The sequence below is a fragment of the Hymenobacter pini genome, assembly GCF_020421205.1.
Classification (GTDB): domain Bacteria; phylum Bacteroidota; class Bacteroidia; order Cytophagales; family Hymenobacteraceae; genus Hymenobacter; species Hymenobacter pini.
In genome coordinates this window covers 90,318-109,197 of the sequence record NZ_JAIZZH010000006.1, presented here as the reverse complement: position 1 = coordinate 109,197, position 18,880 = coordinate 90,318, and the positions used below count along the sequence as shown (strand labels likewise).

Here is an 18,880-nt window from a genome sequence, read left to right as displayed (position 1 = left end):
AAACTAAAGAATGCAGCACGCGGCCAAAAAGTTTGGCAAGAAACATCTTTTATGGGCAGTTGGTACTACTCCCAGTGCCGGCCACCCAGCACCCTGCCAAACCCGCTGAGTAACGGCCGATTGGCCGGGACCTGTCCGGCAATTTTTATCTTGGCGCTTCATCCGCTGCGTATGCCTGCTCCCGACTTCACCCGCATTGCCACCTTTGCCGGCCTGCCCCCGGAAACCCTGGACTGGCTGCTCACCCACGGCGAGCAGCGCTGCTACAATCCCGGCGAGGTGGTGTCTAGGCCCGGCGACGAAGCCGAGTACATGATGGCCGTACTGGCAGGCGGCCTGCAGTTTTACGTGGTGCAGAACGGGCAGCGGGAGCCCGCCTTTCGCATCGAAACCGGCCAGGTAAGCGGCGTGCTGCCCTACTCGCGGCTGCGCATTATCCGGGGCGAAAGCGTAGCCGTGGGTGAAACCTGGCTGTACCTACTGCACCGGAGCAAGTTTCCGGAGCTGGAGCAGGTGAGCCCCGAGCTGGTGCAGCGCCTGGTGAGCCTGATGAGCGACCGGGCCCGACAGGAGGCCCGCGCCCAGGAACGCGACGACAAGCTACGGGCCCTGGGTAAGCTCTCGGCCGGGCTGGCCCACGAGCTCAACAACCCCGCCGCCGCCATTATGCGCGCCGCCGAGCGGCTGGCCACCAACCTGCAGGCCCGCCCCGAGCAGCTGCGGGAGCTGGTGCAGCACTGTCCCAGCCCCGAAGCCCTTACCGCCCTCATTGGCCTGACCACGACGCTGACAACGCCCACTTTCACCTCGGCCCTGGCCCGCACGGATGCGGAAGATGAGCTGGCTGAGTTTCTGGAAGAGCAAGGCGTGCCCGACGGCTACCAACTGGCGGCCGGCCTGCTGGATGCGGGCCTGACGCTGGACAGCATAACCCATGCCCTCACCGGCTGGCAACCGGCCGCGCGCCCGGCGGCCTTGGCGTGGCTGGAAGGTCAGCTTACGGCGTTGCACCTGCTGCGCGACGTACAGGAAGCAGGTTCCCGCATTACCACGCTGGTCAGTAACGTGAAGACGTACAGTCACATGGATCGGGGCCACGATTTTGCCCCGCTGGATGTACACACCGGCTTGGAAAGCACCCTGAACATCCTGAGCTACCCATTGCGGGACAAGAACATCCGGCTGGTGCGCGACTACGCCACCGATTTGCCCCGGGTGCTGGGCCAGGTCAGCAGCCTCAACCAGGTGTGGACCAACCTGCTGGATAATGCCATTGATGCCGTGCCGGCTGGCGGCGAAATTACGGTACGTACCCGTCTGGAGGACGAATTTATACGGGTGTTCGTCATCGATAATGGCTCCGGCATTCCGCCCGAGGTGCTGCCGCGTATTCTGGAGCCCTTTTTCACCACCAAGCCCGCCGGCGAAGGCTCGGGACTGGGCCTGGATATTGCGTTGCGCATTGTGGAGCAGCACGGCGGCCGGCTGGAAGTGCAGTCGGAGCCCGGCCACACCGAGTTTGGGGTGTGGCTGCCCGTTATGAAATAAGGGGCGGCAGAGGGGCAGCAGTTACCGGATCCTACCGCTGAACCCTCGCATTCCGTCCCTTCGCACCGCTTACATTTGACCTTGTTACCTCCTTTCTTCTCCATATTGCCTCCTGTAGCATGAAAAAGCCGGTTTTACTCTGCGTCGACGATGACCCCCAGGTACTCAGCGCCATCGACCGGGACTTGCGCCAGGAATTTCGGCGCGACTACCGGGTGGTGCGGGCGGGCTCGGGTACGGAGGCGCTCAGCATTGTGCAGGAACTGCACGAGCGGGAAGAACCGCTGGCGCTGGTGCTAGCCGACCAGCGCATGCCCGACCTGGAAGGGGTGGAGGTGCTTACGCGCACCCGGGAGCTGTTTCCGGATGCCAAGCGGGTGCTGCTCACGGCCTACGCCGATACGGAAGCGGCCATCCGGGCTATCAACTCGGCCCGCCTCGACCATTACCTGATGAAGCCCTGGGACCCGCCCCAGCAACTGCTCTACCCCACCCTGCACGATTTGCTGGCGGCCTGGGATGCGGCCTACAAGCCGCCTTACCGCGGCGTGCGGCTTATTGGGTTTCAATGGTCGCCCCGCTCCCACGAGTTGAAAGACTTTCTAGCCGGCTATATGATTGGCTACCAGTGGCTTGATTTCGAAACCGACGCCGAAGCGCAGGAGCTGCTGGCCAAGAAGAAGCTCACGGCCCACCAGTTGCCCGTGGTCATCTTGGAAGACGGTACTGCCCTGCCCGACCCCACGCCCACGGAAGTAGCCACCCGCATCGGCCTCACGGTGCAGGCCTCGCAGGAGCTGTATGATGTGGTGGTAATTGGGGGTGGGCCGGCCGGGCTGGCGGCCGGGGTGTACGGGGCTTCGGAAGGCCTGAAAACTCTGGTGATTGAGCGCCAAACGCCCGGTGGTCAGGCTGGCACCAGCTCCCGCATCGAGAACTACCTGGGCTTCCCGACGGGCCTGAGCGGCAGCGAACTAGCTCACCGCGCCTGGACCCAGGCCGTACGCCTGGGTGCCGAAATTCTGGCCCCGCAGGAGGTTACTAACATGTGCGTGCAGGATGGCTATAAGGTTCTCACCCTCAGCGACAACAGTGAGGTAAAAACCCGGGCCGTCATCCTGACCACCGGCGTGAGCTACCGCACCCTGGAAGTACCCGGCATGGACCGCCTCAGCGGGGCCGGCGTGTATTACGGGGCCGCCCGCACCGAGGCCCGCTCCTGCCAGCAGCAGGATGTGTACATCGTGGGTGGGGGCAACTCGGCGGGGCAGGCGGCTATGTACCTGGCGGCTTATGCCCGGCGCGTGTACATCCTTATCCGGGGCGAAAGCCTGGCGGCCTCTATGTCGGCGTACCTGATTGAGCAGATTGGCGAAACGGCGAATATTGAGCTGATGCCCTTCACGGAAGTAGCCGAAGTGTGCGGCCAGGACCACCTGGAGGAAGTGGTGCTGAAGCGCCAGGGCCAGCTGGACCGGCGGCCGGCGCGGGCGCTCTTCGTGTTCATCGGGGCCCGGCCCAGCACCGAATGGGTGTGCGATACGATAGTGTGCGACCACAAAGGCTTCGTGCTGACGGGCCGCGACTTGGTGACGGACCCGCGCTACGCTACCTCCTGGAAGCATCCGCGCCGGGAGCCTTACCTGCTGGAAACCTGCGTGCCCGGCGTGTTTGCTGCCGGCGACAGTCGCGCCGGCGCTATGGCCCGGGTAGCCTCGGCCGTGGGGGAGGGTAGCATGGCCATCAAATTCGTGCACCAGTACCTCGACGAATAGGCGCAGCGGCTTTTCACCTAGACAGTAGGCGCAAGAATTTCATCGGAAACGCCTGCTTTTTCCAGCTCGCCAATTCTGAAGACTTTCTGGGCTGACAGGCTGCAAAACGGGCTGTCATTGGAAACCCAACGGGTTACAGGAGTTCTGCACGGGGCTCTTGGGCCTTTTCTTGGCAAACTATCCACCCACCTCCGCAGTATATAGCGCCAGCCCTATCCCGCCGGATAGGGCGGTTGTAGTACTCTGTGCCGAGGCATATGCGCCCATTTTTCCAAACCTTTCCTCTGCGGGCCTTGCTGCCTGTAGCGGCTTCCCTATTGCTCAGCAGCTGCGACCTGCTGGAATTCAGCCCCAACGACCACCGCGCCCCAGAATCGGAACGTAACCTGACGGCCAAGAACCTAGCCCAGCTGGCCCAACGCCCGCTGCCAGCCGGCGACACCTTGCGCTTCGTATTTACCGGCGACTCCCAGCGCTTCTACGATGACGCCGAGGACCTGGTAAAAAGCGTGAATCAGCAGTCGGGTATCCAGTTTATGCTGGTGGCCGGGGACATTTCTGACTTCGGCTTCGCCCGCGAAATGCGCTGGATTAACGACGACTTGCGCAAGCTGAAAGTGCCTTACCTGACGGTAGTGGGCAACCACGACCTGGTAGGCAACGGTCGCAAGGCCTACGAGGCCATTTTCGGGCCGCGCAATTACACCTTCACCTACGGCGACACGAAATTCATCTTCGTGGACACCAACGGCCGCGAGTATAACTTCGACGGGACGGCGCCCGATATGGCCTTTGTGAAGCGGGAACTGGCCGATAACTCAGTGCGCCGCCACATTATTATCAGCCACGTGCCCCCGCAGGATGAGGACTTTGACCCCGCTTTGCCGGAGCAGTACACCAAGGCCCTGCGCGAGGACCCACGGCTGGTATTTGAGCTGAACGGGCACCGCCACGCCTTTAGCATCGGGGAGCCCTTCGGTGATGGGGTGACGTATATCAACTCGTCCTCATTTGAGTCGCGGCAGTATGTGGTACTCACCGTGTGGGGCGACAAAGAATTTCGTTTGAAACGCGTAACCTTCTAAACCCGATGCTACACCGCCTGATTTTGGCTGCCTTGGTGGCAGCCCCGCTGGCCGCGTCGGCTTCCTCTTCTGTTTCCACGCCTGATACTGCCGGCTTTGCCGCTCCGGTGCCCGGCGTACGCACCACCGCCGCCTTGCCGCCACGCAAATGGTACCAGCCCGCACACGTAGTACTACAAACCGGCGGCGGCCTGGGCATGGTAGCCGGGGGCGTGGGCTTCAGCCTGAAAGACTGCCTCGACTTAGATATTCTGGTCGGCTACGTACCCGAGAAATATGCTGGCTCCGCACTATCCCTGGCCTCGGCCAAGATTCTGTATTCTCCCTGGACGCTGTCCGTGGGGCAGCGGTTTTCGGTGAAACCCTTGTCGGTGGGCGGGTACTTCAGTTACACCCATGGTACCATTAACGACGAGGAGCCCGACCAGTACAGTCCCGGTTACTATTGGTTCTCGACGGATACCCGGGTAGGGCCGCTGCTGGGTAGCCGCGTGAGCTACGCGTTGCCTCCTACGGCGGCCGGCCGCAGCCGCAACCTCTCGGCGTACTATGAGCTGGGCACCAACGACTTGTACATCGTGAGTTACGTGCAGAACACCAAAGGCCTCTCACCGGCCGATATTCTGGTGCTGAGTCTGGGCCTGAAACTGGATATCTAACACCACAGCTACAGTATAGGCAGTGCCAGTAGTGGTGCGTATCTATTGGGAATGCCCGATGGATACGCACCACTACTGGCACTACTTATTTTGCCAGGTACGTGGCCCGGGCTTCCCGTAACAGCTTAATCAACTCGGTGCGCTGGCGAAGCAGGGCTTCCAGGCGCTGGGGCTGCTGCCGGAACAGGCGCAACACCCGCAAGCGGCGCAGGCGGCTGCGCAGGTTGCCGGCGTAACTCAGGGCGTAAAACCCACTAATAGGCAGGCTAATAAAGTACAGCAGCGCCCACAGCCAGCTACCGGTAAGATGGTGCACCAGCGCCGTTTGGCCCAGATAAAACGCTGTGAAGGTTATCATACCCACCACCAACATGATAGGAGCCACAAACTCCACATCGTTGGTAGCACGACGAGCTACCAACGATGGTATTTTGTAGGGCAGGTAGTTGTTGATGAGCCCATACAGATACAGCGGCGCCCCCAATACCAGCCGTACCCCCGCCGATACGGCCCGGCTCAGCCGGTTGCCAGCCGGCCCACGGGTTTCCAGGGCATCATCCGTCAGGCGCAGTTGCTGCAGCTCCTGGTGGTAGGCGTGCAGTTTCTCGCGGGCGTCACCGAGGCGGCCGGCATCGTGCTGCTCAAAGTAGCGCACGGCCTTCAGCAAGGTGCGACTGAGTTGAAAATTGTCGTAGAGGGTTTCTTCGTCGTCCTGGATAAGGTGCTGGCCGAAAGTGCGCTCCACCTGCGTTACCAACTCGTCTTCCTCGTCGGTGCGGGTAATTACCAGCCGTTGCTCCATGCAGCGGCGAATTTCCTCGGTCAGAGCATCGGCGGCGGCTTCGGGGTCCTGGCGGTACTGGTCGGCGTATTCGGCCACGGCAATGGGCTCGGCCACATCCACAAACACATCGGAGCGGAACCGACTGGGGTCGAAGTAGTTGATGCCCATGGGCAGGATGCGCAGGCCCAGCCGGAAATCGTGGCGGGCCTCGGCGCCCAGCGCAATACGGGCCGCCCCGGTTTTGAGGGGCCGCAGCCGCCGCTCCTGCACGCTGGTGCCCTCGGGGAAAATCATGATGGTGCCGCCTTTGTCGAAGTAATCATAGCAGCGCCCGAAAATCTTCTCGTTCATAGCTTCCAGCTGGGCCGGCGTCAGCTTTTCGGCTCCGGAGTCCACATCCTGGCGGCGGTAAATAGGAATGGAGTTGCCCGACTCCATGATGGCCCGCAGAATCGGGTTCTGGAAGAAGGTGCTCTTGGCCAGGAAGGCAATGGGCTGGCGGCGGTTTACGGCCGCCACCAAGGGGTCCATGAGCGTGTTGGGGTGGTTGCTGCAGATGAGTAGCGGCCCGGGTTGCTGCAGGCGCTCGGGGTGGCGCACTTCCAGCTGCCGGAAAAAAACGCGCAACGCCACCTGCACCAGGGGCTTCATAACGGTGTAAAAAAGCATACCCGTGGGAAAGGGTGAGAGGAGAGTTGGTTATACTCAACAGTGGCCCCCAAGTTGCGGGAGCGAGTTGGGGTAGCAACCTGCATAATTTTCGGCGGAAGCGTCCAACCACAACCCGCCGAATTCAGACTTTTCAGCCGTGGGTCAGCCCGCCAAAAACCTGCATCTTTGGCCCCAATGGCTCGCCTGTTCTTTTTGCCCCTCCTCTTTTACATCAGCCGGGTAATGTTACCCCCGCCAGCCCAGGCACAAACCACGGCGGCTACCACCACGGCGGCCGAGGCTACGGCCTTGCGCCAGGCCCGGCAACTGGTGTTGGAACGCCGCTACGAAAGCGCCTGGCAGCTGCTGGAGCTAACGGACCCGGCCAATGCGGTGCCGGCCGTGGTGCTGGAAAAAACGGATGTGGCCCTGAACTACTACGCCAATACCGAGGACCTTAGTCGCTTCGCCTTCCGCAACCTTAAACTACTGGACCCCAGTCTCGACAGCATCCGCCAACTGGGTACCGACTCGTTACGCTACCGTTTTCCGGTACGCAAGGTACTGGAACGCCTGCAAACCCGCTTCCCGGATAACTACAAGCTGGCCCGCGCCCTCGGCGACTACTATTTCACCGTGCAGCAATGCGACTGTGCCGAGGCCGAGTTGGGTGAAGACGAGGTGTTCCGGCGTACCATTAAGCAGTACCAGGAAGCCCACGTCCACGGTCAGGGAGACTACCTATCGTATTTCGCGCTGGGCTACGCCTACCAGCGGCTGGGCCAGTTCCAGGAGAGCCTGGCCCCGTTTGAGCGCAGCCTGCAGCTCCGGCCCACGTACGCCACCGCCCACCTCAACCTGGCCTTTGTACTGCTGGAGCTCAAGCAGTTCAACGCTGCCCAGCAGCACGCCCGCCGGGCCGTAGAGCTATTCCCCGACGACGCCCACAAGGAAGATGCCGCCTTCCTGCTCAGCCAGATTGAGGAAAGGATGAAGTGAATGGGAGGATGGCTGAATGGTTGAATGGATGAATTGCGGAACCGTCATTGTGAGCAGCGCGAAGCAGTCTTTCCTTTCAAAATGCTCCAAGCTTTGAAACGCAGAAAGCCCCTGACGTCTGGTTCTCACGTCAGGGGCTTTTGCGTGGGTCAGGGTGTTGAGTCTGGAGAAGGACGGATTGCTTCGGCCTCTGGCCTCACAATGACAGGTCAATCACCTAACCACCCAACCACCTATTTCTGGTTCATCACGCGGTTTTGGCGGTTGATGGACTCCAGGTGCACCGCATCGAAGTACTTCATAATGAAGTCTTCGGTGAGGCCCAGCTTGTGGCCTTTCTGGATACCGCGCTCCAGGATTTCGTTCCAGCGGCTGGCCTGCAGAATGGTGATGTTATTTTCCTTTTTGTAGGTACCGATGTTCTCGGCTACCTGCATACGGCGGCCCAGCAGGTGCAGAATCTCGTCGTCGAGCTGGTTGATTTGCTCGCGCATCTGGGCCAGCTTGTTCAGGAACTCCTGCTGGTCGGTGGTTTCGTGACGCCAGATCAGGCCGTCGAGCAGTTCGGCCAAGCGCTGGGGTGTTACCTGCTGCTTGGCGTCGCTCCAGGCGTTATCGGGGTCGATGTGCGACTCCAGCATCAGCCCGTCAAAGTCCAGGTCGATGCTTTTCTGGGCCACGGCGGCCAAGCCGGTACGGTTGCCGCAGATGTGGCTTGGGTCGCAGATGATGGGCAGCTCGGGCAGGCGGCGCTTCATTTCAATGGGCAGGTGCCACATCGGCGCGTTGCGGAACTCGGTGTTGCCGTAGCTGGCGAAACCCCGGTGAATCAGGCCCAGGTCCTTCACGCCCACTTTCGCTAGGCGCTCCACGGCCCCCAGCCACAATTCCAGGTCGGGGTGCACGGGGTTTTTGATGAGCACCGGAATATCCACGCCCCGCAGCGCATCGGCCAGGGCCTGCACCGAGAAGGGGTTGACGGTGGTGCGCGCCCCAATCCAGAGCACATCCACATCGAAGGCCAGGGCATCTTCCACGTGCTTGGGCGTGGCCACCTCCACGGTGGTAGGCAGGCCGGTGAGCTGCTTGGCCTTCTGCAGCCAGGGCAGGCCCTTGGTGCCGATGCCCTCGAACATGCCCGGCTTGGTGCGGGGCTTCCAGATGCCGGCCCGCAGCATATCCACTTTGCCGGTAGCGGCCAGCTGGGTACAGGTGGCAATGAGCTGCTCCTCGGTTTCGGCGGAGCAGGGCCCGGAAATGATGAGCGGTTTTTTCTTCAGCAACGAGGTGGCAACGGGTTGCTCGGCGGTAAGCGACTGACTCATGGTATGGTTAGGTTGTATGTTTTGCGAGGAGCGGCTGTGTAACAACAGCTTACTTCAGAATTTTCTTGATGAGGTTGGCCTGCTGGATCTGTTGATAAACAGCCGGGTAGTCTTCCTGATTCAACAGCTGGCGCAGGTGCTGAAGCTGGTGAATATGCTCATCCAGCACATCGAGCACGTTTTCCCGGTTCTGGCGGAAGATGGGCACCCACATATCGGGCGAGCTTTTGGCCAGGCGCACCGTTGATTCGAAACCGCCGCTGGCCAGGGCAAAAATCTGCTCGTCTTCCTTTTCCTTTTCCAGCACCGTGAGGGCCAGGGCAAAGGAGGTGATGTGCGAAATGTGCGAAATGTAGGCCGTGTGCAGGTCGTGAGCGGTACCGTCCATGTACACCAGCCGCATGGCCAGCCGCCCGAACACGGCCTCCACCCGGGCCACGGCATCCGGGGCGCTACGGGGCGCGTCGCAGATTACCAGCGTCTTATCCCGGAACAGCCCCGGCAGCGCCGCCGAAGGACCCGAGTACTCGGTGCCGGCCATGGGGTGCACCGCCACGAAGCGGCTCCGCTGGGGGTGATTCTCTACCGCGCCCAGCAGCAGGGCTTTGGTGGAGCCTACGTCGATAACCGTTTGCCGCTCGGTGGCCGCATCCAGCACCTGGGGGAGCACCGTGAGCATGGCATCCATGGGCACGGCCACCACTACCAGGTCGGCGCGGCGCACGGCCTCGGCCAGGTCCTGGGTGGGCTCGTCGATGAGGCCGATGGCCACAGCTTCGCGCAGGTGCTCGGGGCTCCGGTCTACGCCGATGATGTGGTGGGCCAGGGCGGTTTCCTTGAGGCTCAGGGCCAGAGAGCCGCCAATCAGGCCAATTCCGATGATGGTAACTACCATGACGATGAGATTATTTGCCTAACGCCGCCCGCACCCGCGCCAGCGCCTGCTGCAGCACCTCGGTGGGCTGGCACAGACTGATGCGAATGAAGCCGTTGCCGTTGCTGCCGAAGATGCCGCCCGGCGTCAGGAACACCCGGGCTCTTTGCAGAATTTCGTCGCTGAGGGTGTAGCCGTCAGCATACCGGGCCGGCACCTGCGCCCACACGAACAGGCCTACCTGGTTGGCATCGAAGGTGCAGCCCAGTAGGTGCAGCAGCTCGAACACCAACTCCCGCCGGGCCCGGTAGTGGGCGTTCAGCTCCTCGTACCAGCTGTTGTCTAGGTTCAGCGCTTCCACGGCGGCCAGCTGCACCGGCAGGAACATCCCGGAGTCGAGGTTGCTCTTGAAGCGGAGCACTTCCTGCAGCACATCGGCCCGGCCGGCCAGCAGCCCCACGCGCCAGCCCGCCATGTTGTGCGACTTGCTCAGGGAGTTGAGCTCCAGAGCCACTTCCCGCGCCCCCGGCACCGCTAGTAGGCTTTGAGGTTGGGCTTGGTTGAGGATGAAGCTGTAGGGATTATCATGCACCAGCAGAATGTTGTGGGCCTGGGCAAACGCCACCAGCTGCTCGAAGAACTCGGGGCTGGGGGCCGTGCCGGTGGGCATGTGGGGGTAGTTTACCCACATCAGCTTCACCCGGCTCAGGTCGCGCTGGGCCAGGGCCTCTATGTCGGGCAGCCAGTTGTTCTCTGCCTTCAGGTCGTAGTCGATGGGGGTGGCCCCGCTGAGGTGGGCGGCGGCGCGGTAGGCCGGGTAGCCGGGGTTCGGAATCAGCACCTCGTCGCCAGCTTCCAGCAGCGTCATGCTGATGTGAATGATGCCTTCCTTGGAGCCCAGCAGCGGCAGCAGTTCCGTGTCGGGGTTGAGGGCCACGCCGTACTGCCGCTGGTACCAGTCGGCCATGGCCTGGCGTAGCGCGGGCACGCCCTTGTAGCCCTGGTAGGCGTGGGTGTTGGGCTGCTCGGCGGCGCGGGTGAGGGCGGCAATAACCCGGGGGTGCGGGGGCATATCGGGGCTGCCGATGCCGAGGTTAATCACCTGCGCACCGGCTTTGTTCATGCCGTCAATTTCCCGCAGCTTCTGGGAGAAGTAGTATTCCTGAATGTGCTGAAGGCGGCTGGCAACTTGCATGAGGGTAAGCTGATGGTTAGTTGATAGTAGTTGATTGAGGACCTTGTTGTGACAAACAGCCGGTTGTTTAATTAGGCAAGCGTGAGCAGCTTCTTCGCCGGCTCCGAATGCAGGTTTTTGCTGTCATCCAGTCCTTTAGCGTAAGCTCCCAGCAGCTGCAGATTTTCAGTAAGGGGAGCCAGGGCAGCCAGGGTTTCGTCCAGCTGAGCCAGAGCATCAAACTCCAAATCGGCGTGGAAGAAGTAGTGCCAGGTGCGGCCCGGCTGGGGGCACGACTGCAGCTTGCTCAGGTTCACGCCCCGCTCGGCCACGGCCGTCAGGATGCGGGCCAGGCTGCCGGTGGTATGGGGTGCTTCGAAATAGAGCGAGGCCTTGGTAGGCAGCTCGGTCATTGGGGCGTTTTCCGGGAGGGCCACCACCAGAAACCGGGTGTAGTTGTTCTTCTCCGACTGAATATCGGCGGCCAGCACGTTCAGGTCGAACAGCTCGGCGGCCAGGTGCCCGGCCACGGCGGCCACCCCCGTGCGCAGCCCTTCCCGGATGCGCTGGGCACTCAGGGCCGTATCCTCGGTTTCTACCAGCTTCCAGTGCGGAAATTGATTCAGGTAATCCGCGCATTGTAGCAGGGCCATGGGGTGCGAGTGTACCTCCCGGATATCCTCCAGTTGCTGCCCGGGCAGCGCCAGCAGCTGCTGGCCGATGTGCAGGTACACCTCGCCTACCACCCGCAGGCCGGCTTTGCGCAGCAGCGTGTAGTTGGGTAGAATGCTGCCGGCAATGGAGTTTTCGATGGCCATAACGGCGGCGCGGGCCCGGCCCTGGGCCACGGCCTGCACCAGCTCGGTAAAGGTGGCGCAGGGCAGTACCGCCACGTCCGCGCCGAAGTGCTGGCGGGCGGCTATCTGGTGGAAACTTCCGGCGAAACCTTGAATGGCAATCATTTTTTAGAAGTGAGAAGTGAGTAGTTAGACTGAGCAACAAAAAAGGGCCTCCGGTGTGGGGCCCTGGGTTGCAGTGGCGTGAAGCGTGGTGCTTCACAACTGGCAAGCGGGCCCCGGCGGCTTCCGGTAAAAGAAGCCGTAGCTAAAGCCGTAATAGAAGAATGCCTGCGGTGCCATGGGGCGGAAAAATGAGCGTAAAAAAAGCACCTCCCGAGCTGGTCGAGAGGCGCTGAAGAGTTCGGGTTAGGAAGGCTACAGGGAGGCCGCTCGACTACGCGTTGGCGTAGTAGAAATAATAGCTAAAAAAGAAGCGGGCCGTGGGCTGAGCCATGAGTGTCAGGGGGTTTACTGGCAGCAAGGTGGGACCGGCCGGCGGCAATTCCAAATGCAACATGCAAAAAAAGCCCGAACAACTGTTCGTTTGTCTCCGAAATCAGCGGAAAAACGGCAACTTTCAGCTACCGTAGTGTCCGGCCTGCCCGTCTCGGAAACAACACAGATAACTCGTTGATTAATGCGTTTTTATAGCATAGCTACCGTGCTGGGGTTAACCGTTCAGGTGGCCTTGGCCCAAACTCCCGCGGCAACTGCCCTGACCCGCGCGGCCCAGCTCACAAAAGAGAAAAAATACGAATCGGCGTTTGAGGTGCTGGACAAAGCCGACCCCAAAAACCTGCAGCCGGAACTACTGCTGGCCAAGGAAAAGCTAGTGCTGGAGAACTACCTCATCAGCATGAACCACCAGGCATTCGGGCTGCGCGACCTGGCTCCCGGCGAAACCGTGGAGAAGCTGCGCGGCCGGGAAGGTGACTACTCCATGCACATGCTGAATCTGCCGCTGGAGCTCAACCGCCTGCAGCGCAAGTACCCCACCAACTACGCCCTCAGCAAAGGACTCGGCGACTATTGGTACGCCGTGCTTATGTGCGGGTGCGGGGAGCAGGATAAGCCCGAGCAGCAGAAGCAAGACCTGGTGCTGCGCTACTACAACGCGGCTCACGCCCACGGCCTCGGCGACTATACCTCCTACTTCGGCGTGGGCTACGTGCAGCTGCTGCGCGACCAGATTGCGCCCGCCACGGCAGCCTTCGAGAAGTCGGTAGCCCTGAAGGCCGACTACCCGAACTCGCACTATAACCTCTCCTACGCCCTGTGGCTGCAGAAAAAGCCAGCCGAGGGTATTCCGCACGCCAAAGCCGCCTACGACCTGTACGCAGACGAGCCGCGTCGCCGCGCCGATGCCGCCCGCATGCTGGGTATGCTGCAGGAGCAGCAGCAGAAACCGGCCGAAGCCAAAGCCGCCTATCAGCAAAGCCTGGCCCTGAACCCGCAGGATGCGCCCTCTATGCGCGGAATGCTGCGGCTGGCAGTGGCAGCCCACTCACCGGAGGCGCCCACCTGGGCGGCTAAGCTCTACCAGCTCAACCCCGCCGATGACCAGATGTTCAGCGACATTCTGGACGTGTACCAGGAACACAACCAATGGGCGGAGGCTGAAGCCTTTTTCCGGAGCCAGCTGCCCACAGCTCCTAAGGAACCTACCGCGCAAGGCCTGCTGCATTTTTACCTGGGCACCCTGAATATGCAGCTGAAGCAGCCCCAAGCCGCTCGCCCGCACTTTCAAGAAGCCAAGAAGCAGTTGGCAACGGTGGTGAAGCCCGACCACCCAATAATGCAGGTTATTGAGAAAGGCCTGGCCGAGTCGAAGCTGTAACGGAGCAGCTTAGCACTGTTTTTGCCCGGCAGGCTTCCTACGCCTTTCTTCCTATTCCTATGCTGATTTCTACCCTGCTCGTATTGCTAAGCGGCCCGGCTCAGGCTCCCGACACCACTGGTACGGCTCCCGGCTACGGCGGCCACACCTACGCCTGGGGCACACTGGTGCCTCGGCGCGGCCCCGTGGTGCGGGCCTATCTGCCCACCACCGATGCTGGTTTTGAGATGCTGGTGCCCTACTACTCCAGCCTGCCCGCCGCTGCTACCCTCAAACCCAAGATGATAGCGGCCGCCAACGTCCGCTGGGTGCGGGTAGGCGGGCGTTACTCGGCGCTGATGCAGCCCGACAAGAACGAGTTGGGGGAGCTGGCGGCCCTGCGGGTGTCGGGGCCGGTAGAAGTGTACCGGGTGAAGACAGTGCCACTGCCGGTGGCTAGCTTTATGGGCTCGGCCCCGGTGTTGAGCGCGCCGGCCTCGGGTAGCGTAACCACCGGTGCCCGGTGGTACCTGCGCCGCGCCGATGGCACCATCCTGCGCATCGACCCCGAGAAATTTGCTACCCAGGTAGCCGGCTTCCTGGCTTCTGACAAAGAGCTGGCCCAGCGTGTGGCAACCCGGCAGCCCGGCTACGGCCTGGCTGAGCTGGAAACCGTGGTGCGCCAGTACAACCAGCGGGCAGCCAGCCGTTGAGCAAGTTGTCCAACAGAACATCATTCCGAGCGAAGCTGAGGAACCTCGCGTACTGACGTTGCCAAACCAGCCGTCATGCTGAGCTTGTCGAAGCATCTCTACCGCTTCGTTAGATTACCATCACAACATCAGCACGCGAGATTTCTCGGCTGCGCTCTGCATGACGTTTCAATGAGGTGGCTGTAGCGCTACAACAACCCGTGCTCCACAGCCAGCCGGATGAGGGCGGCGGTGTTGTTCACTTCGAATTTTGCGAGAATGTTGCGGCGGTGAGTTTCGACGGTGAGGGCGCTCAGGAACAGCTGGTCGGCAATGGCCTGGCTGGTTAGGCCCTGGGCAATGAGGGGCAGGATTTCCTTTTCGCGGCGGGTGAGCGGTGGTAGTGTGGGCGCGGGCGGCGAGGGTTGCAACAGTAGCTCCTGCACTTCGTCGCTGAAGTACTTGCGGCCCGCGTGCACCCGGCTGATGGCTTCGGCCAGCTCCTCGGGGGAGGCATTTTTGAGGACGTAGCCGGCGGCTCCGTCCTGCATTAGTCGCTGCACCATGCTTTTCTCGTTGAGGGTGGTGAGCACCAGCACCTTTACGCTTGGGTAGGTGCTGGCAAGCTGGCGGCACACGGCGCTGCCGGGCTGGTCGGGCAGGTTTAGGTCCAGCAGCACTACATCGGGCACTTCGGCGGCCACGGCGGCCAGTGCTTCGGCGGCACTGGCGCAGGTGCCCACCACCTGAATGTGGGGCAGAGGCTGCAGCAGAAGCCGCAGGCCTTCCAGCACCATCCGGTGGTCATCAACGAGCAATACACGAATAGCAGCCATACAGGAAAGTAGTCGGAAAGATATCAGGCAGAAAGCGGCGCGGCCCCGGTGGTGGGTACCGGCAGAGTAAGGGTAGCCGTAGTGCCCTGGTCGGTTTCAGATTCAAAGGTAAGCTGCCCGCCCAGCTGTTCAGCCCGGGCCTGCAGGCTGCGCAGGCCCACCCCCGTACTGGCCAGCGTTGGGTCGAAGCCCCGGCCATCATCCTCTATTACCACGTGCAGCAGGGCATCGTGGCGCATGAGCTGTACCAGCACGTGCCGGGCCTGGGCGTGCTTCACCACGTTGTTCAGCAGCTCCTGCGCAATGCGGTACACGCCCGTTTCGAGGGCGGGGGGCAGCCGCTCACTGAGGCCGTGCAGGTGCAGCTCCACCTGCAGCTGGCCGGTGCGGCGCAGGGCATCGCAGAAATCCTGCACGGCCTGGGCCAGCCCCAGCGCCAGCAGAGCCTCGGGCATCAGGTTGCGGGCCACGCGCCGCAGCTCACTAATGGAGCTATCCAGGTGCTCTACCGACTGCCCCAGCAACTCAGTAGCCGGCTCCGGCAGCGGGTGGCGGGTGCGCAGGGTGCCCAGGTACAGCTTCACGGTGGAGAGCATGCCGCCCAGGCCGTCGTGCAGGTCGCGGGCTACGCGGCGGCGCTCTTCCTCCTGGCCCTGCAACACCGATTGGGCAGCGCGTAATTCCTGCTCCTGCTCCAGCTGCCTAATCCGCTGCTGCTGCAGCTCCTGCTGCTGCCGGGCCAGCCGCCGCCGGTGCCGCAGCAGCCCCAGCGCCAGTAGCACGGCCGCGCCCAACACTCCGGCCAATAGCAGGTATAGCGTGTTGAGGCGCTGCTGCTGGCGTAACGCCAACTGTTGGGCCTGTTGTTGCTGCCGGAGCTGTTGCAGCTGTTGGGCCTGCTGCCGGGTACGGTATCGGGTTTCCAGCTGATTTACCTGCTGGCGCACGGTGGCCGCCGCCAGGGAGTCGCGCAGGTGCTGGCTATGGCGGTAGTAGCGCAGGGCCGTTTGGTATTGTCCGGTGCTTTCAGCTATGCGGCCCAGCGCCGTCAGCACGGCGGCCTCCTGGTCGGTATCATGCAAAGGATGAAGCAACTGCAGACTGTTGCGCAGCAGCTCCAGAGCCCGGCCGGTGTTGCCCAGTTGCGCCTCCAACTGCCCCAGGTTGAAGAGCAAGCGGGCTTGGTAAGCAGGGTCGCCTTTGCGGGCGGCATAGGTAGCCGCCCGTTGCAGCGCCGGGTACGCCCGCTCGGGCTGCTGCCGAAACAGGTAATACTGACCCAGTGTGCCGTAATACTCGCCCGCGTACAGGCTGGTGGCGGGCTGCAGTGGGCCAGCCAATTGCAGGAAGGAATACGCGCTGTCGGGCTGCTGTTGCTGGAGGTGCCAGGCGGCCAGCTGCAGGTAAGCGGGCAGCAGCTCGGGCCGGGGGCTGGGGCCGCCGGTTACTACCGCCCGCCGCCAGTAGCGGGTAGCCTGCTCAGGCTGGCGCAGTAGCTGAAAGGTGCGGCCCAGGTTGGCATACACCGTCAGCAGCACGGCCGTTTCGGAAGTATTTTCCAGATAACCCGCCGCCTGCAGATAGTAGCGCGTAGCCGCAGCCAGCTGCCCCTGCTGGTCGGCGGCGCTGCCGAGGTTGTTGGCAATACTGGCCAGCAGCCGCCGTAGCCGTACACTGCCAGGCTGCTGACGCAGCAGCGGCTCGGCTAGTTGCCAGGCCCGCTCTGCGGCCTGCCGGGCCAAGTTGTAACGATGACCAACAAGATGCAGCGCGCTGAGCTGCAGCCAGCTATGGGCCTGACCGTAAGTGTAGCCCAGGCGTTGGCTTTGGCGCAAAGCCTGGGCGGCTGCTTGCCGGGCCTGGGCGGTGTCGGTGGCGGTCAGCGCGGCTGAGAGTCGTAGCGCCGTTTTTACCTGCTCAGTATCGGCGGGGGTAGTACGCAGGGCGCGTTGCAGGCTGTCGATGCCGCGTTGGGCATGGGCCGACTGAGGCAGCAGCAACATGAGCAGCGCCCATACCACTACTACCTGCACCCCCCGAAAACCAGACGACAGCAACAGCATAACGGTTGCAAACATGCTCGGCTTTTTCAGAAAAGCGGGTGGCTCAGAAAAAAATACTGGTTTTCTGGTAGTCCAGATTACCACTTTCTGGTGAAGCCATGAGGGGCCCGTGTAGCCCACCTTTGCAACAGTTCCTCCGCCTTCACTGCCCCACGTTTTTCTGCGCTATGAAAATGCTACTTCTGCTCTTGGTTGTCAGTCTGCAATTGTTGCTGCGCCCGGTGCAATGGCTGACTACAGGCAGCTGGCCGGAGCCGGGCCAAGCCACCACCGATTTGCGGGCCGGCTTGGCGGTAGCCCCCGATGCTACTCTTAAAGGTTGTTACCAAGTGCGGCTACCCACCCGGCACGGGGCCTTACAGGTAAGCGTACTAGACGCGCAAAACCGCCCGATGCAGCCCGCCCAACTAGTAGCCCCCGCCACTGCCTACCTCACCCTCGATGCCCGCCAGTGGCCCGCCGGCCATTATCAAATTCAGCTTCGCTCAGCATCCGGACTCATCAGTACCAGCTTACACGTGCACTAACTCACATCTTGTGTCATTTCTACCCGCTACTTCTATGAAAATGCTTCGTATCCTCCTCGTATTCCTGACTGGCCTGTTGGGCCTGATGAGCTGCCAGCACGACGCCGAGCCCGAGGTGCCGGTCACGCAACTGGAAAAGCACCTCGCCGACGATCCGCAGTACAGCACCTTTTATGCCGGGCTGCGCAAAACCGGGCTCCTGCAGGAGCTCAAGCCTGGCGAATCCTTTACCGTACTGGCTCCTACTAATGATGCCTTTGCCCAACTGAGCACCTCGTACGACGACTTCTCCACGGCTGACCGCATCAATGCCCTCACGGATGCCAGTAAGCTGCAGCTACTGCGCGAGGTATTGCAATACCACCTGCTTCCCAATCAGCAGTTGAGCAGCTTGAGCACGTTTAGCCGGGCCCAGTTTACCACGCTGCTGGCCGCTCCCAGCGCCGCCCGCCGCGAGCTGCAGGTAGCCCGCCACAACGATTTCGTTAGCATCAACGGCATTTTGGGTGGAGTTACGTCCGCCGTTGGCACCCCGCTGGCCGAAGGTACCGTGCACCCATTGCGGCGCGTGCTGCTGCCCGGTACCCAGTCGCTGGCTGCACTTATTCAGGGTTACTCCCAACAGACCGATAGCCAGCACACCCTGTTATGGCAGGCTCTGCAGCGCCCGGCGGCGGCAAGCCTGCTGGCCGAGCTAACCTCTCCCCAAACCGACTACACCTTATTACTGCCCTCCGATGCCGGCCTGCTGGCCCGCTGGCAGAGCCAAAATGCCGCCTGGACCAGCCTGAGCGCCGTGCCCGATGAAGATTTGCTTATCACTCTGCGCCTGCACATCATTCCCCAACACCTAACGTCCAATGTCCTTCTGGGCATGGAGAAATCTCCCACCACCCTATCTTCTGACCTACTCAGGTTCACCGGCAGCCATGATTTGCCGGATACCAGCCTCACACCACGCTACAGCTTCCAAGTGTGCACTATGTTTTACGCCGGGGTAGAGGCCCAGCAAATACCGCTTCTGCAGATTGACCGCCAGGCTTCCAACGGAGTCATGCACCTACTGAACGGAGCTATCAAGTCGTAGTCACCACTTTGCAACTTATTATTTGTGAGTTTATTATGTGAAAATGCAATTAGGTGTTAATCTGTTTGCCGCCGGTGTTCCACGTGCGGCAAACTACGTTTATGGTCCGGGCAAGTTGAGGCTGATGGAAAAGTTGGCACGGTTTT

Annotated in this window: 17 protein-coding genes; 9 read left to right on the top strand and 8 right to left on the bottom strand. The window is 61.8% G+C overall.

Annotated features, from left to right (window positions below; all coding sequences use genetic code 11):
• Positions 1 to 171: 171 nt before the first annotated feature.
• The 4 genes from LF252_RS20145 to LF252_RS20130 all read left to right on the top strand — a co-directional run bounded on the left by LF252_RS20145 (position 172) and on the right by LF252_RS20130 (position 5,067).
• Entirely contained in the window at positions 172 to 1,548 is a 1,377-nt protein-coding gene (locus tag LF252_RS20145) for a sensor histidine kinase (protein ID WP_226271391.1), read from the top strand.
• A 119-nt stretch (positions 1,549 to 1,667) separates the two neighbouring features.
• Positions 1,668 to 3,323 (top strand): FAD-dependent oxidoreductase, encoded by a 1,656-nt coding sequence (locus tag LF252_RS20140; RefSeq protein ID WP_226271390.1) that lies wholly within the window; start codon positions 1,668 to 1,670, stop codon positions 3,321 to 3,323.
• Positions 3,324 to 3,580: 257 nt separating this feature from the next.
• Positions 3,581 to 4,408: a metallophosphoesterase family protein gene (locus LF252_RS20135; protein ID WP_226271389.1), complete on the top strand. Its 828-nt coding sequence runs from the start codon at positions 3,581 to 3,583 to the stop codon at positions 4,406 to 4,408.
• Between the two features lie 5 nt (positions 4,409 to 4,413).
• The gene (locus LF252_RS20130; RefSeq protein WP_226271388.1) at positions 4,414 to 5,067 is read left to right on the top strand and encodes a hypothetical protein; all 654 of its coding nucleotides are present in this window, start codon (positions 4,414 to 4,416) and stop codon (positions 5,065 to 5,067) included.
• Positions 5,068 to 5,152: 85 nt separating this feature from the next.
• Here LF252_RS20130 and LF252_RS20125 read toward each other — a convergent pair whose 3' ends face one another.
• On the bottom strand, positions 5,153 to 6,520 hold the full coding sequence (locus tag LF252_RS20125) for a lysophospholipid acyltransferase family protein (RefSeq protein ID WP_226271387.1): 1,368 nt from the start codon (positions 6,518 to 6,520) through the stop codon (positions 5,153 to 5,155).
• Between the two features lie 177 nt (positions 6,521 to 6,697).
• On the opposite strand from LF252_RS20125, the gene LF252_RS20120 reads away from it, so the two are divergent.
• On the top strand, positions 6,698 to 7,501 hold the full coding sequence (locus LF252_RS20120) for a tetratricopeptide repeat protein (protein WP_226271386.1): 804 nt from the start codon (positions 6,698 to 6,700) through the stop codon (positions 7,499 to 7,501).
• Positions 7,502 to 7,734: 233 nt separating this feature from the next.
• On the opposite strand, the gene LF252_RS20115 is transcribed toward LF252_RS20120, so the two are convergent.
• The 5 genes from LF252_RS20115 to LF252_RS22910 form a co-directional block, all read right to left on the bottom strand.
• Positions 7,735 to 8,826, bottom strand: coding sequence for a chorismate mutase (locus LF252_RS20115; protein ID WP_226271385.1), 1,092 nt, complete (start codon positions 8,824 to 8,826; stop codon positions 7,735 to 7,737).
• 49 nt (positions 8,827 to 8,875) lie between these two features.
• Entirely contained in the window at positions 8,876 to 9,721 is an 846-nt protein-coding gene (locus tag LF252_RS20110; protein WP_226271384.1) for a prephenate dehydrogenase, read from the bottom strand.
• A gap of 10 nt (positions 9,722 to 9,731) precedes the next feature.
• A complete protein-coding gene (locus LF252_RS20105; protein ID WP_226271383.1) occupies positions 9,732 to 10,895 on the bottom strand; it encodes a pyridoxal phosphate-dependent aminotransferase in 1,164 nt (387 codons plus the stop codon).
• Between the two features lie 71 nt (positions 10,896 to 10,966).
• Complete coding sequence (locus LF252_RS20100; RefSeq protein ID WP_226271382.1) at positions 10,967 to 11,836, bottom strand: prephenate dehydratase; 870 nt, start codon at positions 11,834 to 11,836, stop codon at positions 10,967 to 10,969.
• Positions 11,837 to 12,107: 271 nt separating this feature from the next.
• Positions 12,108 to 12,230 (bottom strand): hypothetical protein, encoded by a 123-nt coding sequence (locus LF252_RS22910; RefSeq protein WP_262905036.1) that lies wholly within the window; start codon positions 12,228 to 12,230, stop codon positions 12,108 to 12,110.
• Positions 12,231 to 12,350: 120 nt separating this feature from the next.
• Between LF252_RS22910 and LF252_RS20095 the strand changes: the two genes are divergently transcribed.
• Together LF252_RS20095 and LF252_RS20090 are read left to right on the top strand one after the other, a co-directional pair.
• Complete coding sequence (locus tag LF252_RS20095; RefSeq protein WP_226271381.1) at positions 12,351 to 13,550, top strand: tetratricopeptide repeat protein; 1,200 nt, start codon at positions 12,351 to 12,353, stop codon at positions 13,548 to 13,550.
• A 59-nt stretch (positions 13,551 to 13,609) separates the two neighbouring features.
• A complete protein-coding gene (locus LF252_RS20090) occupies positions 13,610 to 14,242 on the top strand; it encodes a hypothetical protein (protein ID WP_226271380.1) in 633 nt (210 codons plus the stop codon).
• 188 nt (positions 14,243 to 14,430) lie between these two features.
• On the opposite strand, the gene LF252_RS20085 is transcribed toward LF252_RS20090, so the two are convergent.
• Positions 14,431 to 15,057, bottom strand: coding sequence for a response regulator (locus LF252_RS20085; RefSeq protein ID WP_226271379.1), 627 nt, complete (start codon positions 15,055 to 15,057; stop codon positions 14,431 to 14,433).
• A 23-nt stretch (positions 15,058 to 15,080) separates the two neighbouring features.
• Positions 15,081 to 17,135, bottom strand: a complete 2,055-nt coding sequence (locus LF252_RS20080; RefSeq protein WP_226271378.1) for a tetratricopeptide repeat-containing sensor histidine kinase — start codon at positions 17,133 to 17,135, stop codon at positions 15,081 to 15,083.
• A gap of 152 nt (positions 17,136 to 17,287) precedes the next feature.
• Between LF252_RS20080 and LF252_RS20075 the strand changes: the two genes are divergently transcribed.
• Together LF252_RS20075 and LF252_RS20070 are read left to right on the top strand one after the other, a co-directional pair.
• Positions 17,288 to 17,647: a hypothetical protein gene (locus LF252_RS20075; RefSeq protein WP_226271377.1), complete on the top strand. Its 360-nt coding sequence runs from the start codon at positions 17,288 to 17,290 to the stop codon at positions 17,645 to 17,647.
• A gap of 34 nt (positions 17,648 to 17,681) precedes the next feature.
• Positions 17,682 to 18,734, top strand: a complete 1,053-nt coding sequence (locus LF252_RS20070; RefSeq protein ID WP_226271376.1) for a fasciclin domain-containing protein — start codon at positions 17,682 to 17,684, stop codon at positions 18,732 to 18,734.
• The last annotated feature ends 146 nt before the right edge of the window (positions 18,735 to 18,880 follow it).